We start from the raw sequence: 21,511 nt of genomic DNA on the forward strand, positions 1-21,511 counted from the left end.
TCCTTTCAATCGAAATGACAATTAAAAAAAATCCCAAACTCCAGTTTTGGAATTTGGGATTTCATATTTTGAAGTTTATTTTTTCGAAGAAAAAATTTAAGCTTTTTTATTCAAAGCAGCACTCATTTCCATAGAAATTGCTGAACGCTCAATTTTCAATTTTCCGGACATTGTTTCGATTACTGCACTAGTTTCAGCAAGCTCAACAATTTTACCGTGAAAACCACTTTTAGTAATTATTTTATCACCTACTTTTAGGCTGCTTTCAAATTCTTTTTCGTTTTTTACTCTTTTTTGTTGTGGTCGGATCATAAAGAAATACAACACGACAAACATTAGTAAATAAGGCGCAAATTTCATTAAATCTTGCATAGTATTCAGTTTTTATTTTTGTTATTAATATTTATGTTTTCCGGCTCTTCGGCATCGCTCAGAGCAAAATTGGAATTTGTTCTTAGACTTCGCTCAAAAAGACAACTTAATTGGGTTTTCGAATTTAAAAAATTGAAAATTCGTCTCAATTACATTAAACCACGACCTACTTTAACCATCTTTTTATTCGCTGTAAGCTCTTTAACCAGATTGTCTAAAATTCCGTTGATAAAAATACTACTTTTTGGTGTAGAATACTCTTTTGCAATTTCTAAATATTCGTTAAGAGTTACTTTTACTGGAATAGAAGGGAATTTTAAGAATTCGCAGATAGCCATTTTTAAAATAATAGTATCAATTTCTGCAATCCTTTCGCTGTCCCAGTTTGGTGTTTTATCATCGTATTCTTTTGCCAAAACCGATTCGTTTAAAACTGTTCTTCTGAACAAATCCTTAGCAAAATCCTTATCCTCAACATCTTTATACAATTTAGGCACTCTAAAATCGTCCGGATCTTCTGTTTTAATCGCTTTTAATTGTTTGATGATGTGCGTATTTACAACCGGAATATCATCCACCCAGGTTAATTTATCATCCTCTAAATACTCATATAATTTTTCATTTGGAACAATTACTTCAGCAAACAAATCAATTACAAATTGCCTGTCTTCTTCAAAAGTATTGGTTGTAGTACTCATGTATTTCGCATACAAAGCACTTGACTTGATATCATTTAAAAGTAAAATGATATAATCGTCGTTTAGGTTCCAGTTGTTGATTTTACGATTTTCTAAAGCAATACTAAGTGAATTACTTTCGGCCAGGAGTTGAAAAATTTTGTTTTTAATAAATTTTTCATTCGGATTACGTTCTGCAGCGGTTGCAAGATGTTTTTTACTTGAAAGATGTAAAAAAACGGACTCTTTTTTGCAAATTTCAATCAATGAAGAAAGCATTATAAGATATAGATCCTGAATATTATCAATACTGTAAAAAAGAAACTTCTCTTCTTTTTCCATATTATCAGAACCGCTTTGATGCATTGCATAAATGGATTGCATTACTTTAACGCGTATGTGTCTTCTATTTACCACCTCGTAAGAACATTTAAAAATTAGTCTGCAAAAGTAAGTATTTAACTCTTTATAATAAAATTAAAATGATAAAAAAAGTCTCAGTTTTCAGTCACAATTTCAAGATTTCTCTAAAAACTGTGACCGAGACTGAGACTCTTCAACAATAAACTATGTTTTATTATTTTTTAGCGTTTTCAATTTTTCTCAAATCGATACGATTTTGAGCAATTGTCAAAGCCGCTTTGTGCGTTGTCATTCCGTTTTTCACAGCATACTCGATAATCTCTAAAGTTGTGTTGTAGATATTTTCGGTTTTTGACATGATTTCAGCTTTACCGTAATGCTCTAATTCAGCATATACATTGATAATTCCACCAGCGTTGATTAAGAAATCCGGAGCATATAAAATCCCTCTTTCCTGTAATCGTGCTCCATGAACATTCTCATCAGCCAACTGATTGTTAGCTGCTCCGGCAATAACTTTAGCTTTAATTTTATCTACAGTTGCATCATTAATGATCGCTCCCATTGCACATGGCGCATAAATATCAACATCAGCTGTATACAAATCTTCACCAGAATAGATTGAAGCATTGTATTTCGAAGCTACCTGAAACAATTTCTCTTCATTGATATCCGTAATTGTAACGATTGCTCCTTCTTTAGTTAAATACTCAACCAAAGCCTCACCTACGTGACCAATTCCCTGAACTAAAACTTTTTTACCTTCTAAAACATCAGTACCAAACTGACTTTTAGCTGCAGCTTTCATTCCTAAATAAACACCGTAAGCAGTTATTGGAGAAGGATTTCCTGAACCACCTCTTTCTTCAGAGATACCCGTAACATAAGGCGTTACGTCTCTAACAGTGTCCATGTCTTTTGTTTCCATTCCAACATCCTCAGCTGTAATATACCTACCGCCTAAAGAGTGAACAAATTCACCAAACTTACGCATTAATTCAGGTGTTTTTTGCGTTTTAGCATCACCAATAATTACTGCTTTACCTCCACCGATATTCAATCCGGTAATGGCTGATTTATAGGTCATACCTCTTGAAAGACGCAAAACATCGTTTAATGCTTCCCATTCAGTATTGTAATTCCACATTCTAGTACCTCCTAAAGCTGGTCCCATAACTGAATTATGAATACCAATAATTGCTTTTAAACCTGTATCTTTGTCATTGCAAAATACAATTTGTTCGTGATCGTCAAAAGACAATTGACCAAAAACAGGATCCATTTTCTGAAGTTCTTTTCCAGTTGCGAAAGTTGCATCCATAGCGCTACTATATTATTTTGTTAAAATTATGAATATGTCAAAAAGACTTCTCAAATTTATATAAAAAATATACATGTGCTAATTTATTATCTTTAAAATAACAATCTAACAATCGTTTTGTTTTGATAAAATTATATATTGCATTAATTTTTATTCATAATATTTCATCAAATCGAAACATTTTAACATTGAATCTCTTAAAAAAATGAAAGAATTAAGTTATTTAAACAAATATTTCATCAAATATAAATATAGTTTTTCTTTAGGTATTTTAATCACCATAATCGCACAAATATTCTCTCTGTTTACTCCAAAGCTTATTAGCAAGTCGTTAAACGCTATCGAAAAGTTTGACAAACTACCAAAAGCCGATCAATCTTCGCAAATCGTCATTGATTCGTACCGCGAAGGATTAATTCACAACGTACTGCTAATCATAGCTACTACCATCGTAGCAGGATTTTTAACGTTCTTAATGCGTCAGACTTTGATTGTAATGTCGCGTCATATCGAGTTTGATTTAAAAAATGAGGTTTTCAAACAATATGAAAGACTCTCGCAAAACTTTTACAAACAAAACCGCACCGGAGATTTAATGAACCGTATTAGCGAAGACGTTTCAAAAGTTCGTATGTATGTGGGGCCTGCCGTAATGTATACAATCAATACTTTTATTCGTTTTGCCATTGTCATTATATATATGTACAATGTCTCACCACTATTGACATTGTACACTATTTTACCTTTGCCTATTCTTTCCTATTGTATTTTCAAACTAAGCTCGGAAATCAATAAAAGAAGTACCACTTTTCAGCAATATTTATCTAAAGTTTCCAGCTTTACACAGGAAATCTTTTCCGGAATTCGTGTTATAAAAGCCAACTCACTGGAAAATCAGCATCAAAACAACATGGTCGCTCTGGCTGACGAAAGCAAAAAAAAGAGCTTAGATTTAGCCAAAGTACAATCCTTATTTGGTCCTTTGATGATTGCCTTAATCGGAATCAGTAACCTTGTAGTCATTTACTTTGGAGGTGTTATGTACATTAACGGAACGATTCCGAATATTGGAACGATTGCTGAGTTTATTTTATATGTGAATATGTTAACCTGGCCAGTAGCTTCATTAGGATGGGTTTCATCAATGGTACAGGAGGCCGAAGCTTCTCAGAAACGTTTGAATGAATTTTTAAAAATCGAACCTGAAATAAAAAACAATAACGAAAATCATTCCGATATTGAAGGCACAATTTCTTTTGAAAATGTAAGCTATACCTACGAAGACACCAATATCGAAGCGCTTAAAAATGTAACTTTTACTGTCAAAAAAGGAGAGACATTGGCCATTTTAGGAAAAACCGGTTCCGGGAAGTCCACAATATTATCATTAATCTCCCGTTTATATGATGTAACCGAAGGGAAAATCACTATTGATCAAAACGAAATCAGCGGTCTGAACCTATATGATTTGCGAAATAATGTTGGAATTGTACCTCAGGACGCTTTTCTATTCTCGGACACAATTAAAAACAATATAAAATTCGGCAATCAGAACGCTACAGATGAAGAAGTAATCGAAGCGGCCAAAAATGCGGTAGTTCATGATAATATTATCGCTTTTAACAAACAATACGATACTGTTTTAGGAGAAAGAGGAATCACTCTTTCAGGCGGACAAAAGCAGCGTGTCTCTATTGCGCGCGCCATTATTAAAAATCCGGCGATTTTACTTTTCGACGATTGTTTGTCCGCAGTGGACACAGAAACAGAGGAAACAATCCTTAGCAATTTATTTGAAATTTGCAAGGATAAAACTACAATAATAGTAAGTCACAGGGTATCATCGGCAAAAAATGCCGATAAAATAATCATTCTGGAAGACGGGAAGATCATTCAACAAGGCTCTCATAATCAATTAATAAATCAGGAAGGCTATTATGCATCGTTATATTTAAAACAACTTTCGGAAAAAGAATTACTTTAATTGTTGCGTAATAGATAATTTTTTATGATTTTTGAGTACTATTAATTCCAAAAATGATAGAACGTATTATGAGAGAAAATGACATGTTAGAAAAAGAAGAGATTTTTTCTAAAGTATTACGAGCAGGAAGAAGAACTTATTTCTTTGATGTGAGAGCTACTAAAGCTGATGATTATTATATCACAATTACCGAAAGTAAAAAATTTACTGAGGAAGACGGTTCCTTTCATTTTAAGAAACACAAGATCTACTTGTATAAAGAAGACTTTAGTGCTTTTGCCGAAATACTTGAAGAAATGACTTCCTATGTCCTGAACCACAAGGGCGAAGAAGTAATCTCTGAAAGACATCAAAAAGATTTCAAAAAAGAATATGGTTCTGATAAACCTGAAGGACAAAGAACCAGTTTTACAGATATAGATTTTGACGATATTTAGTCGACGGAAGACTTTTTTAAAAGTACAAGTCCATAGTGTTTTGCATTTTGGACTTTTTTTAAACATATAAACTCTACCAATTTGGTAGAATATTTATTTATGCTTTAAAATAAGTAATTCAACTATCTTGATAAAAAAGCAACAATGGAAATACAGCTATTGATTCTGCCAGGTCTTGGAAATTCAGGAGACAAACATTGGCAAACGTTTTGGCATGAGAAATTTAAAAATTCAACCCGCATCGTTCACGACGAATGGGATGAACCTATTCGCGCAGAATGGCTTGAGCGTTTAGAAGAAGAAATCTCCGGACTTAATGGTCCGACAATACTAGTAGCACACAGCTTAGCTGTTTCACTTGTCCTACATTGGGCACAGAACAATAACAATTCAAACATAGTGGGCGCCTTACTGGTTGCACCTGCCGATGTAGATTCACCTGCACACACACCGGAATCTATACGAAACTTTTCACCAATGCCAACCTCGAAACTGCCTTTTCCTTCTATTGTTGTAGCGAGCGAAAATGATCCTTACGCGACTTTTGAGCGAAAAAAATACTTTGCCGAAATGTGGGGAAGCGATCTTGTCAATGTGGGACAAAGAGGACACATCAACTCCGATTCGGATTTAAAATATTGGGAAGAAGGACAATTGATTTTGAAACAATTGATCGAGAAAACAAAATAGTCTTCAGTCGCAGTTTACAGTCGCAGTCTGCATACTGAAAACTGAGACTGTAAACCGTGACCGGATACTGCAAACTAACCTATTCGCAGTCCATTTTCTATTTTAAAATCAGGTGCCAGTAAAATAACATCCCCCTCCTTGCCTATTGCGCCTAGAACCAAACATTCGCTCATAAATTTCCCGATTTGCTTTTTGGGAAAATTGACTACTGAGATAATTTGTCGGTTTAGCAAATCTTCTTTTTTATAATGCACCGTTATTTGAGCTGATGATTTACGGATTCCTATTTCGGAACCAAAATCAATGGTAAGCTGGTAGGCCGGTTTTCTGGCTTCGGGAAAATCATTTACTTCTATAATTGTTCCGACACGCATGTCAGTTCTTTCAAATTCACTCCAGGTTAAATCCATTTTTGTTTTACTATTTGATGTTTTACAAACCTATTAATTTTAGTATTACAACCGCCAATTCCATAACTGTTTTTTGAGTTGTTTTCCTCAATTTAGAAATCATATTGTTGTTCTGATCTCATAAAAGAAAATATACTCCAAAAAATTAAAAACAAGTCTATATCCTTTCTTTTACAGAAATTTAAAGTTATTTTTGAAGAACTTATTTCTACAAAAATGGCACGAACTCCTTCTAATATGATTCCTCTTGGAACAATTGCTCCAGATTTCAAATTAAGAGATACCAATTCGAATAATGAGTATTCATTTGACGATTTGAGGGGCTCAAAAGGTACGCTGGTTATGTTTATTTGCAACCATTGCCCATTTGTACTTCATGTTATCAAAGAGGTTGTCATGATTGCCAATGATTATCGTGTACAGGGAATTGGTGTGATTGCGATTTCAAGCAACGATGTTAAAAACTATCCGCAAGACGGTCCCGAATTAATGACTGACTTTGCTTTTCAGAACAAGATCGATTTCCCGTATTTGTACGACGAAAGCCAGGAAGTTGCCAAAGCTTATGAAGCGGCTTGCACTCCTGATTTTTATTTATTTGACAATCAGGATCGACTGTTTTACCGTGGTCAATTGGACGATTCAAGACCCGGAAACGGAATTCCGTTAAGCGGAAGTGATCTTCGCAGTGCAATTGATGCTCTTATTTATAACAGAAGCCTGAAAGATCCGCAAAAACCAAGTATTGGCTGCAACATCAAATGGAAAACATCGCTTTAGTATTTTCAAAAAGTTTGCCTATCTTTACAAATCAAATTAATTATTCCCACAGTGACTACTATAAATCTATTTACAGTTTCTCCGGCATCGCTTTCTCTTACGAGAAGGGCATACTCGACTGTATTTATTTCACATAGTAAGGCCTTTATCAATTAGGCCTCCGTCTATTTCAATTTCTTCTCTCAGACGGAGGATTATTTTTTTTTAAAATTTTCAGTTTACAATTTTCAGTTTTTAGCAGCAGTCTTCATTTACAGACCGCCAGAAATGACTGTAGCTCTAATTTGCAACTGAAAACTCTGCACAATCAACCCACAATAAATTAGAATAGATATGAAACCAACACCTACATTCTGTAAGTCAGATTATCAATTTTTAAGAGAATTGATCCTAAAAAGTAAAAATGCAACCAATGCCAAAGAAATTGGACAGCTTTCGAACGAGCTGGACCGCGCTGTTATCCGTAAAGAAAGTGAATTAGACAGCAGCACTATACGCATTAATTCGCATGTTATTATTGAAGATGTAAAAGCAAAAAAACAAATGAAAATTCAAATTGTCCTTCCTTCATTTGCAGATGTAAAAGAGGGCAAAATATCAATACTGGCGCCACTAAGTGTTGCTATTATTGGCTTTAAAAAAGACGATGTTGTCGATTGGGAATTACCGGCCGGAATAAAAACTTTAAAAATAGCAGCGGTTGACAATTCTTCTGAAAACGCTTCTTAATTTTCTAAACACCTCCCGCGTGAAGGTGTTTTTTTATGCTCCGTTTGGAGCAAAAAAAAACTATTCAAAAATAATATGAATAGTTTTTATGCTTTTTAAATTCCAACTCCTTACAATTGAGAAGTTATATAGTTTGATATTAAAGCAATTTGAGTATCGTCTACCTTCGCTTTTTTCTGCATTCTTACCAGAATTGGCTTCCAGTCTTCCTGACTAAATTTCTTCGGATCGTATAGTTTATGGCATCTTGCACAACTGTTTTCGTACAAGTTTTTACCTTCTGCCAATGCAGGAGTTAGTTCTGTAGTTTTTGCCGTCTCAGTTGCAGCCGGAGTGGCTGTTGCAACCGGAGCTGCTTTTTTTGTACCGCACGAAATTAAAAGCAATGTCGCAGCGGTTAAAGTTAGGATCCTTAATTTCATTGTTCTTGTTTTTTAAAGTAAATATAAAAAAAATCCCATTCGGCTAGCGAATGGGATTGCTATTTAAAACAATACTAAATTGCTGTAAAGTCTTATTTTACGTCCATTAATTCAACGTCAAAAATCAAAGTTGCGTGTGGTGGAATAACTCCTCCTGCACCTGAAGCTCCATAAGCTAAATCAGACGGGATTACAAAACGAGCTTTGTCACCTACTTGTAATAAAGCAATACCTTCGTCCCATCCTTCGATAACCTGCCCCTGACCTAATCTAAATTCGATCGGTTTTTTACGTGGGTAAGAAGAATCAAATACTTTTCCGTTTTCTAAAGAACCTTCGTAGTGTACTGCAACAGTTTTACCTGCTTCCGCTTTTTTACCTTCTCCTTTTTGGATCATTTTATAACGCAATCCACTATCTGTTTTATCAAAACCTGCAGCCAATTGCTCCATCTTTGCTTCTGATTCCGCTTTTAAAGCAGCATCACGCTTCAAACGAGCTCCTTTTAAAGAGATAAAAGCTTCGATTGCATTCCATTTTTGAGCTTCCTCACCTACTCTAATGATTTCTACTGCATCAAGATTATCTCCTTGAGCTACAGCATCCACAACATCCTGTCCTTCGATTACATGACCAAAAACAGTATGTTTTCCATCTAACCATGAAGTTGGAACGTGAGTAATGTAAAATTGAGAACCGTTACTTGCCGGACCTGAATTTGCCATTGCTAAAACTCCCGGACGATCGTGTTTCAAGCTTGGGTGAAACTCATCATCAAATTTGTATCCAGGATCTCCTGTTCCGGTTCCTTTTGGACATCCTCCCTGAATCATAAAATCAGGAATTACTCTGTGAAAAGTTAATCCGTCATAGAATTTTTGTCCTTGAGGTTTTACTTTATTTTCCATATTTCCTTCTGCAAGAGCTACAAAATTCCCTACGGTCCCAGGTGTTAAATCGTGTGTAAGTTTTACTAAAATCGAACCTTTACTAGTGTTGAATTTAGCGTATATTCCGTTTTCCATGGTTGTTATTTTTTATTTGATTGCAAATTTACAAATTAATTTTATATCAATTTATGCTTTCTGTTTTTTAGACTTTGATTTGTAAGTAAGGCCATAAACCGTAAATGCCAGTGCCGATAATCCAACACATCCAATGGTTACGGCATGCCATCCGCCCAGTTTCCATAACAACAATCCGTAAGCAGATCCGGCTGCTGTTCCTAAAAAACTAAACGACATAAAGACGGTATTCAATCGGTTTCTGGCTTCAGGAAGTAAGGAATACACGCGGGTTTGGTTTGAAATATGCACTCCCTGAATTCCGATATCAATAAATACAATTCCAATCGCAATTCCGATCACACTTTCTATTGAAAAATAAAAAACCAGAAAACTAATTAAGATCAATAAACAACCGTAACCTACCGCAATTCTTGAGTTTCCTTTGTCTCCCATTTTTCCTACTAAAGGTGCCGCCAAAGCTCCTGATGCTCCCACAATTCCAAATAGTCCAATTGTAGCACTATTAAAACCGAATGGTTCTCCCGAAAGCAATAAAACCATAGTGGTCCAAAAAGCCCCAAATTGTGCAAAACTAAATACATTGATCAGTGTCGCTTCACGCAGAACCGGTTGTGTTTTTATAAGTGTAAAAAGCGATTGAATCAGCTGTCCGTAAGTTCCCTCAAACTGAGGTTTATTGACCGGAAATTTATTCTGAATCACAAAAAAGATCAGTAAACAAATACCTGCAGCAATATAAAACATAGACCTCCAACCCAATACCTGACCGATAAATCCGCTTAAAGTTCTGGAAAGCAATATCCCCACAAGTAAACCACTCATTATGGTTCCGACTACTTTTCCGCGCTGTTCAGGCGCACTTAAAGATGCTGCCAATGGTAAAATTAACTGTGGTACAATTGAAGTAATTCCAATTAATAAAGAAGCTACCTGCAAAAGAAAGAAACTTTTTGCCGTTGCCGCAATAATTAAAGCGATTACAGAAGCAAAAGTGGTGATTAAAATTTGCTTTTTACGTTCGATTTTATCTCCCAGCGGAACCATGAAAAACAGTCCTATAGCATAACCCGCCTGGGTTAGATAGGTTATTGTTCCCGCACTGGCTTCAGGAATTTTAAATTCGTTGGCAATTAAAACAATTAAAGGTTGGCAGTAATACAGGTTTGCAACTATAAGTCCGGTGCAAGCTGCCATAAATAAGACATTCGTTTTGGATAAATTCATTTTGCAAAAATACCAATCTAATTATTACCAAAACTTTAAAAAAATTATAATTTTTAAAGGTTTCAAAACCAATTCGGTTCTTATTTTATCGCTTTTAATGGACTTTAAGCCCTTACGATTGTATAAAATCTTCTCGCATTGGACTAAAAACATCTGTCAGAAGTCCGCTTTCCAGACAAACTACTCCATGAATGGCATGAGGCGGAATGTAAAAACTATCTCCTTCCTTTAACGTTTGGGTGACTCCGCTAATGGTAACATCAAATTTACCACTGGAAACATAGGTAACCTGAGAATGATAGTGCTCATGTAAAACTCCAATTCCGCCTTTCTCAAAATGTACATTTACCAACATCACTCTTTCATCGAAAGCCAGAATTTTACGTTTGATTCCTTCTCCTACGATCTCCCACTCAATTTCATCTCCTTTTATAAATTCTTTACTTGTTTTTAGATGCTGCATTTTCTCTGTGTTTCATTAACTTTTCGTTTCTTGCAAGTTCCATTAATCGATAAACGTCTTTTCGTTTCGGCTATTTTTATCAAATTTAAGCTAATCTGTTTTCTTATTGATTACTTCTAAATTAATTCTTTAAAAATAAACTTTTCATCATAATCAACTTCAGATTTTTGCAAAAAGTGAATATACTCCTCTCTCAGAGTTTTCTTTTTGTGGTGCGATTCCTGGTTTTCAATATACCTGATTACAGTACTCAGTTGGGATTTACTGTATGAAAACGCTCCATAACCTTCCTGCCACTGAAAATGACTTTTAGACAATTTATTACTATTGATCCATTTTGAGGAATCCTGTTTAATATTTTTCATCAAATCGGAAATTGATTGCGCAGGTCTGATCCCGATCAAAATATGAATATGATCCGATACGCCATTTATCGCCAGAAGCTTATGATCATTATTTTTTATAATTCCGGTTATATATTGATACAATTCGGCTTTCCATTCTTTGTCTATTAACGAACGTCTGAATTTCACTGCGAAAACAAAATGAATATGTATTTGGGTGTATGTGTTTGCCATAATTACCGATATTTAATTCCTGACGGAATAATTTGCGATGTGTAAAAACATATATTTTTTGATTCTACCGATATTTAATTCCTGGCGGAATAATTTGCGATGTGTAAAACATATATTTTTGATAGCCAAATTAATTCCTGACGGAATAATTTTAGATCATTCAAAATGAAAGAATAAAACTATAAATATTTTATCATTAAATATTACTTCCCTCAATTTATTTTACTTATTAGCAAAAAAAATGCTCCGTCAGGAGCAAGATATCGGTAATCCATCGTCAACAATGTCCCGTAGGGACAACACCTCTTTTTACAGTTAGCAGCTGTCCTTAGTTTTCCTCTTCTTCAAAATTATCGAAATAGGTAAAATCTTTGGTAATCAATCCGTTTTCAATGGTAAAAATAGTACAGATGGGCAGTTCAAATTTTGAATTATCAGGCGCTGTACCTGATGAAACAAACTCTACAATAATATGTTTGTCTCCCGACGGATAAACCTGAATCACTTTATCATGCAGGTCCGGAAAAGCTGAATTAAGCTCTGCATACTTATCCGCAATTTGTTTACGGGTTTGCTTTACAATCCCCGGCCCTAGTGAAGGGTCTTTAAAATCAGCGGTATCCGTGTACATTTCTGACATCTTCTTCCAGTCGTGGTTGTTAAAATGTTCAAAATACTGTTTAATTAATTGTTCGTTTTTTGTGGCATCCATAGGTTTTGATTGATTTTGATTGTTACAGGAAATAATTAGAAAAAACACCATTAGCATTGCTATTTTTCTCATGATTTATCATTTTAAGTTACTCAAGATCAGCATAAAGAGAACATAAATATACTGAAATGATTTTCATCGCAGTAATAAATCAGCGCTATTTTCTGATAAAAAACAATCAATCCGTTTATTTTACAGCAATCGTTTGTGGTGGCTGCTGTTGTTTATCGGTTTTATACAAATAAATTTTCCCGTCTTTACGGGTGTATATATAAGTGTAATTCCAATAGTTTGAACCCGCAATTCTGGTACACCTTCACTTGTATTTGTATTTGCATATACCTGATCTGCATAAATTAATATTTCCCCATGATCCTGATTGTTTATAGTACGTATGGGAGGTCCCCACGCCTTTATAAGATTATTTTTAGACTGACCAATCCATTGATCATTTGTATTTTTAGCTGTTGAACATGCCTGTAAAATCAATAGAACAGTTAATACTAATAGCTTTTTCATGGGATTTTATTTTTTGATGATTGAATCGTAATATTACTTAAAATTAGGCATCTTTTTTTTACATTTTGACTGCTTTATGTTATATAATTGTCACATATTTAACTGTATCACAAACACTTAAATGCAAATCATCAAATAACACACCCGTTAATAATTCATTCTGAGCAGTCTCTTAATTATTTTCTCTCATTTTCAAATCTTGAAAATTCACAAAAATTAACTTTGTATCTTTGCATCTTAGAACTATTGAAGAAAAAAAATGCGAATTGACATTATTACAATTTTACCTGAATTATTAAAGAGTCCGTTTGAGGCTTCGATTATGAAACGTGCCATAGACAAAGGTTTAGTAGAAGTTCATTTTCATAATTTGCGTGATTACACCACAAATAGGCAAAAAAGTGTTGACGATTATCCGTTTGGCGGAGGTGCCGGAATGGTAATGACAGTTCAGCCTATTGATGACTGTATCACACATTTAAAAAGTCAGCGTGAGTATGATGAAATTATCTATATGTCGCCTGATGGAGAAACTCTAAATCAAAAAATGGCCAATACGATGTCGATGTATGAAAACATTATCATTCTCTGCGGACATTATAAAGGGGTAGACCAACGTGTTCGTGACCATTTTATTACCAAAGAAATTTCAATTGGCGATTATGTATTATCCGGTGGAGAATTAGGCGCTTTAGTATTATCTGATGCTTTAATCCGATTGATTCCCGGTGTTTTGAGCGACGAAACTTCCGCATTGACTGATAGTTTTCAGGACAATCTGCTTTCGGGCCCTATATACACAAGACCTGCAGATTATAAAGGCTGGAAAGTTCCTGAAGTACTAACGAGCGGACATTTTGCCAAAATTGACAAATGGCGCGAGGATATGGCCTACGAACATACTAAAAACAGACGTCCGGATTTATTGGAAGAAAAATAAAAAATATTCCCTTCTCATTTATTTTTAGTGATTCTTCTCCATCATACTTGAAAGCTGTAATTATCGTTATGTTTTTTGTTACTTCTTTCTAAAAGCTAAAAAATGAGCGATTTTAATCTGAAACATATTTACAATACACGGAATTATATTGAGATGAATTACAATCAAATCATCTCAATAAATTCTCTGGAACGTATTTCCTGTTACTCCTACAGGAATTTGCAACGCATTTTTTATTCTTTATTTAATGAAACCATCGGCGCTTATCAAACCCGATTGAAAGTAGAAAACGGATACAAAAAACTGATCTACTCCAACAAACAAATCTCAGAAATTGCACTTGAAGTAGGTTTTGCCGATGTACAGTCTTTTTCAAAAACCTTCAAAAAACATTTCAACTGTGCTCCTTCACTAGCCCGCAATCAAAAAGAACTTTTATTAAACGATACAGGTATTCTTCAATCTTTTACCTCCTTTTTAAAGCCTGAAATACTTGTAATTCCAGAAACAGCTGTTTATTACCTTAGCTCCAAAACGCATTATATTAATCCGGAAATAGAAAATCTTTGGGACACTCTTTTAAAAAATGAATTCCCTGAAACTGATGCTCGCTTCTTCGGAGTTATAACGGATGACATTTTAATTACCGAAAAAATAAATTGTACTTACGAAGCCTGCATTGCGACAACTGCTGTTCTTAAAAACCTTCCAAAGAAGCAAATTTTTGGTGGCAAATATGCTCGCTTTTTTCACCATGGAAGTTACAACACCCTTGAAGAAACGTATAATCAAATCTTTGGCGGTTGGTTTTTAACCCATGATTTTGAACTTTCACATTTGCCTGTTATTGAACAATATCTAAAAACCAGCGACAATTGTGATAACGAGTCTGACTATCTCACAGCGATTTTTATTCCGCTTATTTGATTTGTCCATTTTGGACAACTAACGGTTTATCGCTTGATACTATCTTTGCATCGTCAAAACACTAGTAACACAATGACGCTAAACAAGTTAATCCACAACAAACTCAAATTAAGATGAAAAAATTATTTTTACCAATAGTACTACTTCCTTTGTTCACTTCCTGTCAGGAAGACGGAATGTCTGCAACACCTAACGAACCAACTGAATCCACTAAAAGCGAGATTATGTATACCATGCCTGAAGAATCTGCTCCGCATGAAGGAACCTGGCTGCAATGGCCACACCAATATCAATACGGTATTAACTATAGAGATGATTTGGATGCCACATGGGTTGCCATGACAAAATCATTGTCGACAAGTGAAAAGGTGCATATCGTTGCATATAATACCAACGAAAAGAACAGAATTACAACTTTATTACAAAATGCAGGAGTTTCTCTTTCTGCCATCGATTTTAAAATCTATAAAACGGATGATGTTTGGGTACGAGATAATGGTCCTATTTATGTAAAAGACAAAAACAACCAATTGGTAATTCAGGACTGGGGCTTTAATGGCTGGGGAGAAAAAGCTGATTTTAAAAACTGCAACACCATACCAGCACAAATTGCCGCAGATCAAAACACAACTGTTGTAGATTTAAATGCTATCATGATCAACGAAGGCGGAGCTGTAGAAATAGATGGAAAAGGAACCTTATTAGCTACTAAAAGCTCAATTCTGAACTCAAATCGTAATCCTGGAATGAGTCAGGCACAAGCTGAAGCCATTTTTAAAAAATATTTAGGAGTCTCTAACTTCATCTGGCTTAACGGAAAAGCAGGAAAAGAAATTACCGACATGCACATTGATGGCTTTGCACGATTTGGTAATGACAACACCATCGTGACGATGAGCGAAGATGATTTATTGTACTGGGAAGTACCAGAAGGAGACATCCCTACTTTGTACAATTCAAAAGATTTAAAAGGTAAAAAATACAATTTCCTAAAACTGCCTTTGACTCAAAACAAAGTGGTAACGACCTATGGAAAAAAATTAGGCTACAAAGGTTCTTATGTTAATTATTACATTGGAAACACAGTTGTATTGGTTCCTAATTACAATGATCCTAATGATGCTGTTGCCAATCAATTGATTCAAAGCTTGTATCCTAACAGAAAGGTAATCGGTATCGACGTTCGTAATTTATACGCTAACGGGGGAATGATCCACTGTGTGACGCAGCAGCAGCCAAAATAAAAAGTTTCTTTTGTTTCAGGTTTCAAGTTTCAAGTTTCAGGTTCTTATGATCCGTAATCAAAACTTGAAACCTGAAACCTGAAACTCTTAACCTTCAATTTATCAGCAACTTAAAATAATTTACATTTTATAATTCATAATTTACAATTATTTTTTACATTTGCACCCGAATTAGACTAACCTCTGGCGAAATACGTGAATGTTACTCTAAATAAACAATAATAAAAATTATCATGGCAGATTTATTAAAGTTCGTTCAAAACGAATTCGTTGCTAAAAAAGATTTCCCTGTTTTCGGAGCTGGAGATACTATCACAGTTTACTACGAAATTAAAGAGGGTGAAAAAACAAGAACTCAGTTTTTTAAAGGAGTTGTTATTCAAAGAAGAGGTTCTGGTAACACAGAAACTTTCACTATTCGTAAAATGTCTGGAGCTATTGGAGTTGAGCGTATCTTCCCGGTAAACTTACCAGCTTTACAAAAAATTGAAATCAACAAAAAAGGAGCTGTACGTAGAGCTAGAATTTTCTACTTCAGAGAACTTACTGGTAAAAAAGCTAAGATTAAAGATAAAAGAAGATAATCATTTATCTATTGGTTATAAAAAACTCGTTTCATATCATTTGAAACGAGTTTTTTTTTGGGCTTCATTTTCAGAATGCCAAAACCGTAATTTTTTAATACCAAAATCGTCGATTTGACAATTTAACGATCCCGAAATAACAATCTGATAATTTCGGCATTTCTCCTGAAAACTACACCGTTTTCGGACTGTTTTTATTATATTTGCTCCGCTCATTCTGAGCCGACTATACCTTTTACATTGCCATTCTCTGGCGATACGATTATAAAAAAAAAAAAAATGACACAGAATTCGAAAATCTATTACACCTTAACTGATGAGGCGCCCTTGTTAGCGACTTATTCTTTTTTACCTATTGTTCAAGCATTTACGGGTACTGCTGGTATCGCTATTGAAACCAGAGACATCTCTTTGGCTGGCAGAATTTTATCTAATTTTCCTGAGCTTCTAACAGCTGCTCAAAAAACCGGAGATGCCTTGGCTGAATTAGGTCAGTTGGCAACACAGCCTGATGCTAACATCATCAAATTACCAAACATTTCTGCATCGGTACCGCAATTAAAAGCGGCTATTGCTGAGTTACAGTCACATGGTTACGGAATTCCAAATTATCCTGAAGATCCGCAAAATGATGCCGAAAAGGAAATTAAAGCAAAATATGCTAAAGTTTTAGGTTCTGCTGTAAACCCGGTTTTACGTGAAGGAAACTCTGATCGTAGAGCACCACGAGCAGTAAAAAACTTTGCAAAATCAAATCCACACTCCATGGGTGCCTGGTCTGCTGATTCTAAAACAAAAGTAGCTTCAATGCCAAGCGGTGATTTCTACGGAAGTGAAAAATCGCTTACAGTTGCAGAAGCTAACGATGTAAAAATTGAATTCGTTGCAAAAGACGGTACAACTACTGTATTAAAAGCCAGTACTCCGCTTAAAGCAGGTGAGATCATTGACAGTTCTGTTTTAAGTGTAAAAAAATTAAAAGCTTTTGCTGCTGATGCTATCGCTGATGCTAAAAAAGAAGGTGTTTTACTTTCGGTACACTTAAAAGCAACCATGATGAAAGTATCAGATCCAATTATCTTTGGCGCTATCGTTGAAGTATACTTTGCTGATCTTTTCAAAAAATACGAAACTTTATTTGCAGAATTAAACATTGACACCAGAAATGGTTTAGGTGATATCTATGCAAAAATTGCAGGAAGACCTGAACAAGCGGAAGTGGAAGCTGACATTACTAAAGCAATCGAAAACGGTCCTGCTTTGGCAATGGTGAATTCTGATAAAGGAATTACAAACTTACACGTACCTTCGGATGTAATTGTTGATGCTTCTATGCCGGCAATGATTCGTACTTCAGGACAGATGTACAATAAAGAAGGTAAACAACAAGACACAATCGCAGTTATTCCGGATCGCTCTTACGCTGGAATTTACACGGCTACTATCGATTTCTGTAAAAAACACGGTGCTTTTGATCCTAAAACAATGGGAAGTGTTCCTAACGTAGGTTTAATGGCTCAAAAAGCAGAAGAATACGGATCTCACGACAAAACATTCCAAATTAAAGCTGACGGAGTTGTTCGTGTAACAGACAACAAAGGAACTGTTTTAATGGAACAAAACGTTGAAACTAATGATATTTTCAGAATGTGTCAAGCCAAAGACGCTCCAATTCAGGACTGGGTTAAACTAGCTGTAAACAGAGCCCGTTTATCTGATACTCCTGCCGTTTTCTGGTTAGACGAAAACAGAGCGCATGACAGAGAATTAATTGCAAAAGTTCAAAAATATTTAAAAGATCACAATACCGTAAATCTGGATATTCGCATCTTAAACCCAGTTGCTGCTACTGAATTTACTTTAGACAGAATCATCAAAGGTTTAGACACTATCTCGGTAACCGGAAACGTTTTACGTGATTATTTAACCGATTTGTTTCCAATTCTGGAATTAGGAACTTCTGCTAAAATGTTATCTATCGTTCCGTTAATGAACGGTGGTGGATTGTTTGAAACGGGTGCCGGAGGTTCTGCTCCAAAACACGTAGAGCAATTTACAGAAGAAGGATATTTACGTTGGGATTCATTAGGAGAATTTTTAGCGCTTGGTGCTTCTTTAGAGCATTTAGGACAAACTTTAGACAATTCTAAAGCAATTGTTCTGTCTGAAACTTTAGACCAGGCAAATGATAAATTCCTTGCCAATGATAAATCTCCAGCTCGTAAAGTAGGTCAGATTGACAACCGTGGTTCTCATTTTTACCTTGCATACTATTGGGCTCAGGCTTTGGCTGCTCAAAACAAAGATGCTGAATTAAAAGCGATCTTCACTCCAATTGCTGCTGAATTTGAAGCTAACGAAGCTAAAATCGATGCTGAATTAATTGGTGCACAAGGAAAGCCTCAAACGATTGGCGGTTATTACCAACCAACTCCAGAGTTAGTAAGCAAAGCAATGCGACCAAGCGAAACATTCAACTCTATTATTGCTCAAATAAAATAGCAGTATAAAATAATAGAGAGATAAAAACATCTCTTCACTAAAAAGACAACTTTCAACAGTTGTCTTTTTTTTGTGAATTGAACTAAAAAAAACTTTGAACCTCCACACCTGTGTACCTTTGAACCTTAGAGAAAAAGTGATTCTTAACTTATGTTTAACAATTGTTGTGCAAAAATATTTAACAAGAATCGTTAACTATGTAACTCAAAACCAAGATAATGACCACCAAAAAAATAACTGCTTTTTTATTTTTTCTATTTACCATTTTAACATCATTTTCTCAGGAAAAATTTACACTGAGCGGTACCATCACCGACTTTAAAAACAATGAAACTTTAATTGGCGTAAACCTCTATATTCCAGCCTTAAAAATTGGTACTACCACCAATGAATATGGTTTTTATTCCCTAACTGTTCCAAAGGGAGAGCATCAAATTGAAATTAGCTATGTTGGTTATCAGACTCTTCAAAAAACCATTGCTTTAAATCAAAACACTAAAAATAATTTTGCCATTACCGAAAGCGGTGAAGAACTTAAAGAGGTCATAATTACCGATAATAAAAGTAAAATCAACATCAAATCGCCTGAGATGAGTGCCAATAAACTCTCTATTGCTACCATCAAAAGAATGCCGGTTGTTTTGGGTGAAGTCGATGTCATAAAATCAATTTTATTGCTCCCGGGAGTCACAAATGCAGGTGAAGGTGCTTCGGGGTTCAATGTACGTGGCGGGGGTGCCGATCAGAATTTGATTTTGCTGGACGAAGCCACCATCTTTAATTCTTCTCACGTATTTGGTTTTTTCTCCGTTTTTAATCCGGATGCCATCAAAGATTTAAAATTATATAAGGGAGGAATTCCGGCTCGCTATGGCGGAAGAGCCTCCTCTGTTTTAGACATTTATCAGAAAGACGGAAACAGCAAAGAGTTTCACGTCAATGGTGGAATTGGATTAGTTTCAAGTCGAATTTTAGCCGAAGGACCTCTAGTGAAAGACAAAGGTTCTTTCCTGATTGGAGGAAGAGCTTCTTACGCTCATTTATTTCTAAAGTTATCTGAAGATCAAAAAAACAACGCTGCTTATTTCTATGATTTGAATACTAAATTGAGTTATAAGCTAAACGAAAACAACAGCTTGTATTTATCAGGTTATTTTGGCCGCGACGTATTTAGTCTGAACAAGAGCTTTACCAATATCTACGGAAATTCGACCCTCAACCTGCGTTGGAACCACTTGTACTCTGATAAGCTATTTGCCAATTTATCTCTAATTTACAGCGATTACTATTACGGTCTTGACTTAGATTTTGTAGGCTTTAAATGGGACTCCGGAATTAAAAATTACAACATCAAGTATGATTTCAAAAACTATGTCTCGGATAAATTCAAACTGAACTACGGTTTAAACGGAATTTACTATGAATTTAATCCCGGAACCATTAAACCAAGTAATGAAAAATCCGGAATTAATCCGGACCAGCTGGACAAAAAATATGCTTTTGAACCTTCAGTTTATATCGAAGCCGAGAATCAGCTTTCCAAAAAACTCACACTAGCTTATGGCTTGCGTTACAGTCTTTTCTACCGCTTAGGTGCTTCTACTATTAATTATTACAACAATAATGAGGCTGTAACCTTCAATAATAATATGCAGATTTACGAAAAAGGAATCCCTGTCTCAACAAAATACTTCGGTAAAAACAAGGTCATTCAGGATTACAACAATTTCGAACCGCGACTTTCGGTTTCTTATCAGTTAAACGACGATCAGGCTATTAAAGCAAGCTATAACCGCATGGCGCAGTATCTTCAATTGATTTCGAATACCTCATCACCTACTCCGCTTGACGTGTGGATGCCTAGTGATAACTACATCAAACCCCAGATTGCAGATCAGGTTGCTTTGGGTTATTTTAGAAATATTAATAATGGCGCCTATACTGTTGAAGTAGAAACGTATTATAAAAAGGTTCAAAACCGACTTGATTATATCGATGGTGCTGATTTGATTGCGAATAATGCGATCGAACAAATAGTTCTGAACGGAAGAATGAGAGCTTATGGTGTCGAATTTATGCTTAAGAAAAACGAAGGCAAATTCAACGGATGGATTTCCTATACCCTATCCAAATCACAACAGCAGACTCCGGGAAGAACTCCCGAGGAGATCGGTATCAACAACGGACAATGGTACAGTTCTGCCTATGATAAAACGCATAATTTAGCCGTGACATCAGCTTATAACCTGAACGAGAAATGGTCTTTTGGAGCTAATTTTGCGCTTCAGTCAGGACAGCCTGTTACCTATCCAAATGGACAATATCAGTATTTAGGAATCACGGTGCCCAGTTATGGTTTAAGAAACGACAACCGTTTGCCGGCCTATCATCATTTAGATGTTTCGGCAACTTTGACACCCCGAAGAAACAAAGACAGAAAATGGAAAGCAGAATGGGTTTTTAGTATTTACAATTTATACAACCGCCAGAATGCAGCCTCGATTAATTTCCGCCAAAATACTGATACCGCTGCAAATGAAGCCGTAAAAACTTCAATTTTCGGAATTGTTCCTGCTGTTAGCTATAATTTTAAATTTTAAGACCA

22 protein-coding genes are annotated in these 21,511 nt (G+C 35.3%); 11 read left to right on the forward strand and 11 right to left on the reverse strand.

Translation table 11 applies throughout. The features are described from left to right. Positions 1–96: 96 nt before the first annotated feature. The 3 genes from yajC to B0A80_RS15085 form a co-directional block, all read right to left on the reverse strand. Positions 97–372 (reverse strand): preprotein translocase subunit YajC, encoded by a 276-nt coding sequence (yajC, locus tag B0A80_RS15075; RefSeq protein ID WP_026109868.1) that lies wholly within the window; start codon positions 370–372, stop codon positions 97–99. A 149-nt stretch (positions 373–521) separates the two neighbouring features. After that, the gene (gene nusB, locus B0A80_RS15080) at positions 522–1,433 is read right to left on the reverse strand and encodes a transcription antitermination factor NusB (RefSeq protein WP_070907017.1); all 912 of its coding nucleotides are present in this window, start codon (positions 1,431–1,433) and stop codon (positions 522–524) included. Between the two features lie 193 nt (positions 1,434–1,626). After that, complete coding sequence (locus B0A80_RS15085; protein WP_017495417.1) at positions 1,627–2,733, reverse strand: Glu/Leu/Phe/Val family dehydrogenase; 1,107 nt, start codon at positions 2,731–2,733, stop codon at positions 1,627–1,629. Between the two features lie 205 nt (positions 2,734–2,938). On the opposite strand from B0A80_RS15085, the gene B0A80_RS15090 reads away from it, so the two are divergent. The 3 genes from B0A80_RS15090 (at position 2,939) to B0A80_RS15100 (ending at position 5,844) form a co-directional block, all read left to right on the forward strand. Next, positions 2,939–4,717, forward strand: coding sequence for an ABC transporter ATP-binding protein (locus tag B0A80_RS15090; RefSeq protein ID WP_017495418.1), 1,779 nt, complete (start codon positions 2,939–2,941; stop codon positions 4,715–4,717). A 68-nt stretch (positions 4,718–4,785) separates the two neighbouring features. Next, a complete protein-coding gene (locus B0A80_RS15095) occupies positions 4,786–5,154 on the forward strand; it encodes a PUR family DNA/RNA-binding protein (protein WP_017495419.1) in 369 nt (122 codons plus the stop codon). A 144-nt stretch (positions 5,155–5,298) separates the two neighbouring features. Beyond that, the gene (locus tag B0A80_RS15100; protein ID WP_070907018.1) at positions 5,299–5,844 is read left to right on the forward strand and encodes an RBBP9/YdeN family alpha/beta hydrolase; all 546 of its coding nucleotides are present in this window, start codon (positions 5,299–5,301) and stop codon (positions 5,842–5,844) included. A 74-nt stretch (positions 5,845–5,918) separates the two neighbouring features. Here the strand turns inward: B0A80_RS15100 and B0A80_RS15105 are convergent, their stop codons facing one another. Beyond that, entirely contained in the window at positions 5,919–6,254 is a 336-nt protein-coding gene (locus B0A80_RS15105; RefSeq protein ID WP_089077785.1) for a tRNA-binding protein, read from the reverse strand. 216 nt (positions 6,255–6,470) lie between these two features. Between B0A80_RS15105 and B0A80_RS15110 the strand changes: the two genes are divergently transcribed. Next, complete coding sequence (locus B0A80_RS15110; protein WP_070907019.1) at positions 6,471–7,034, forward strand: thioredoxin family protein; 564 nt, start codon at positions 6,471–6,473, stop codon at positions 7,032–7,034. Positions 7,035–7,367: 333 nt separating this feature from the next. Continuing rightward, entirely contained in the window at positions 7,368–7,763 is a 396-nt protein-coding gene (locus B0A80_RS15115; RefSeq protein ID WP_017495423.1) for a GreA/GreB family elongation factor, read from the forward strand. Positions 7,764–7,873: 110 nt separating this feature from the next. Here B0A80_RS15115 and B0A80_RS15120 read toward each other — a convergent pair whose 3' ends face one another. The 7 genes from B0A80_RS15120 to B0A80_RS15150 form a co-directional block, all read right to left on the reverse strand. Then, positions 7,874–8,185, reverse strand: coding sequence for a c-type cytochrome (locus B0A80_RS15120; RefSeq protein ID WP_070907020.1), 312 nt, complete (start codon positions 8,183–8,185; stop codon positions 7,874–7,876). A gap of 92 nt (positions 8,186–8,277) precedes the next feature. Continuing rightward, positions 8,278–9,210, reverse strand: a complete 933-nt coding sequence (locus tag B0A80_RS15125) for a peptidylprolyl isomerase (protein ID WP_017495425.1) — start codon at positions 9,208–9,210, stop codon at positions 8,278–8,280. A 51-nt stretch (positions 9,211–9,261) separates the two neighbouring features. Further along, complete coding sequence (locus tag B0A80_RS15130; RefSeq protein ID WP_017495426.1) at positions 9,262–10,407, reverse strand: MFS transporter; 1,146 nt, start codon at positions 10,405–10,407, stop codon at positions 9,262–9,264. A gap of 142 nt (positions 10,408–10,549) precedes the next feature. Continuing rightward, entirely contained in the window at positions 10,550–10,900 is a 351-nt protein-coding gene (locus B0A80_RS15135) for a cupin domain-containing protein (protein WP_070907021.1), read from the reverse strand. 116 nt (positions 10,901–11,016) lie between these two features. Next, on the reverse strand, positions 11,017–11,478 hold the full coding sequence (tnpA, locus tag B0A80_RS15140; protein ID WP_089077786.1) for an IS200/IS605 family transposase: 462 nt from the start codon (positions 11,476–11,478) through the stop codon (positions 11,017–11,019). 328 nt (positions 11,479–11,806) lie between these two features. Further along, positions 11,807–12,262, reverse strand: a complete 456-nt coding sequence (locus tag B0A80_RS15145) for a nuclear transport factor 2 family protein (protein WP_089077787.1) — start codon at positions 12,260–12,262, stop codon at positions 11,807–11,809. Between the two features lie 120 nt (positions 12,263–12,382). Further along, entirely contained in the window at positions 12,383–12,709 is a 327-nt protein-coding gene (locus B0A80_RS15150; protein ID WP_233430756.1) for a hypothetical protein, read from the reverse strand. Positions 12,710–12,968: 259 nt separating this feature from the next. Here B0A80_RS15150 and trmD point away from each other — a divergent pair, with 259 nt between their 5' ends. From trmD to B0A80_RS15180, 6 genes are all read left to right on the forward strand, one after another. Further along, positions 12,969–13,649: a tRNA (guanosine(37)-N1)-methyltransferase TrmD gene (gene trmD, locus B0A80_RS15155; protein WP_017495431.1), complete on the forward strand. Its 681-nt coding sequence runs from the start codon at positions 12,969–12,971 to the stop codon at positions 13,647–13,649. A gap of 102 nt (positions 13,650–13,751) precedes the next feature. Next, entirely contained in the window at positions 13,752–14,576 is an 825-nt protein-coding gene (locus tag B0A80_RS15160; RefSeq protein WP_089077788.1) for an AraC family transcriptional regulator, read from the forward strand. A 113-nt stretch (positions 14,577–14,689) separates the two neighbouring features. Continuing rightward, complete coding sequence (locus B0A80_RS15165; RefSeq protein ID WP_089077789.1) at positions 14,690–15,820, forward strand: agmatine deiminase family protein; 1,131 nt, start codon at positions 14,690–14,692, stop codon at positions 15,818–15,820. 233 nt (positions 15,821–16,053) lie between these two features. Further along, positions 16,054–16,404, forward strand: coding sequence for a 50S ribosomal protein L19 (gene rplS / locus B0A80_RS15170; protein WP_017495434.1), 351 nt, complete (start codon positions 16,054–16,056; stop codon positions 16,402–16,404). Between the two features lie 279 nt (positions 16,405–16,683). Then, a complete protein-coding gene (locus B0A80_RS15175; protein ID WP_089077831.1) occupies positions 16,684–18,906 on the forward strand; it encodes an NADP-dependent isocitrate dehydrogenase in 2,223 nt (740 codons plus the stop codon). Positions 18,907–19,124: 218 nt separating this feature from the next. Continuing rightward, entirely contained in the window at positions 19,125–21,506 is a 2,382-nt protein-coding gene (locus tag B0A80_RS15180) for a TonB-dependent receptor (RefSeq protein ID WP_089077790.1), read from the forward strand. Positions 21,507–21,511: the final 5 nt, after the last annotated feature.

This window comes from Flavobacterium tructae (assembly GCF_002217475.1).
In the GTDB taxonomy this organism is placed as follows: Bacteria; Bacteroidota; Bacteroidia; order Flavobacteriales; family Flavobacteriaceae; genus Flavobacterium; species Flavobacterium tructae.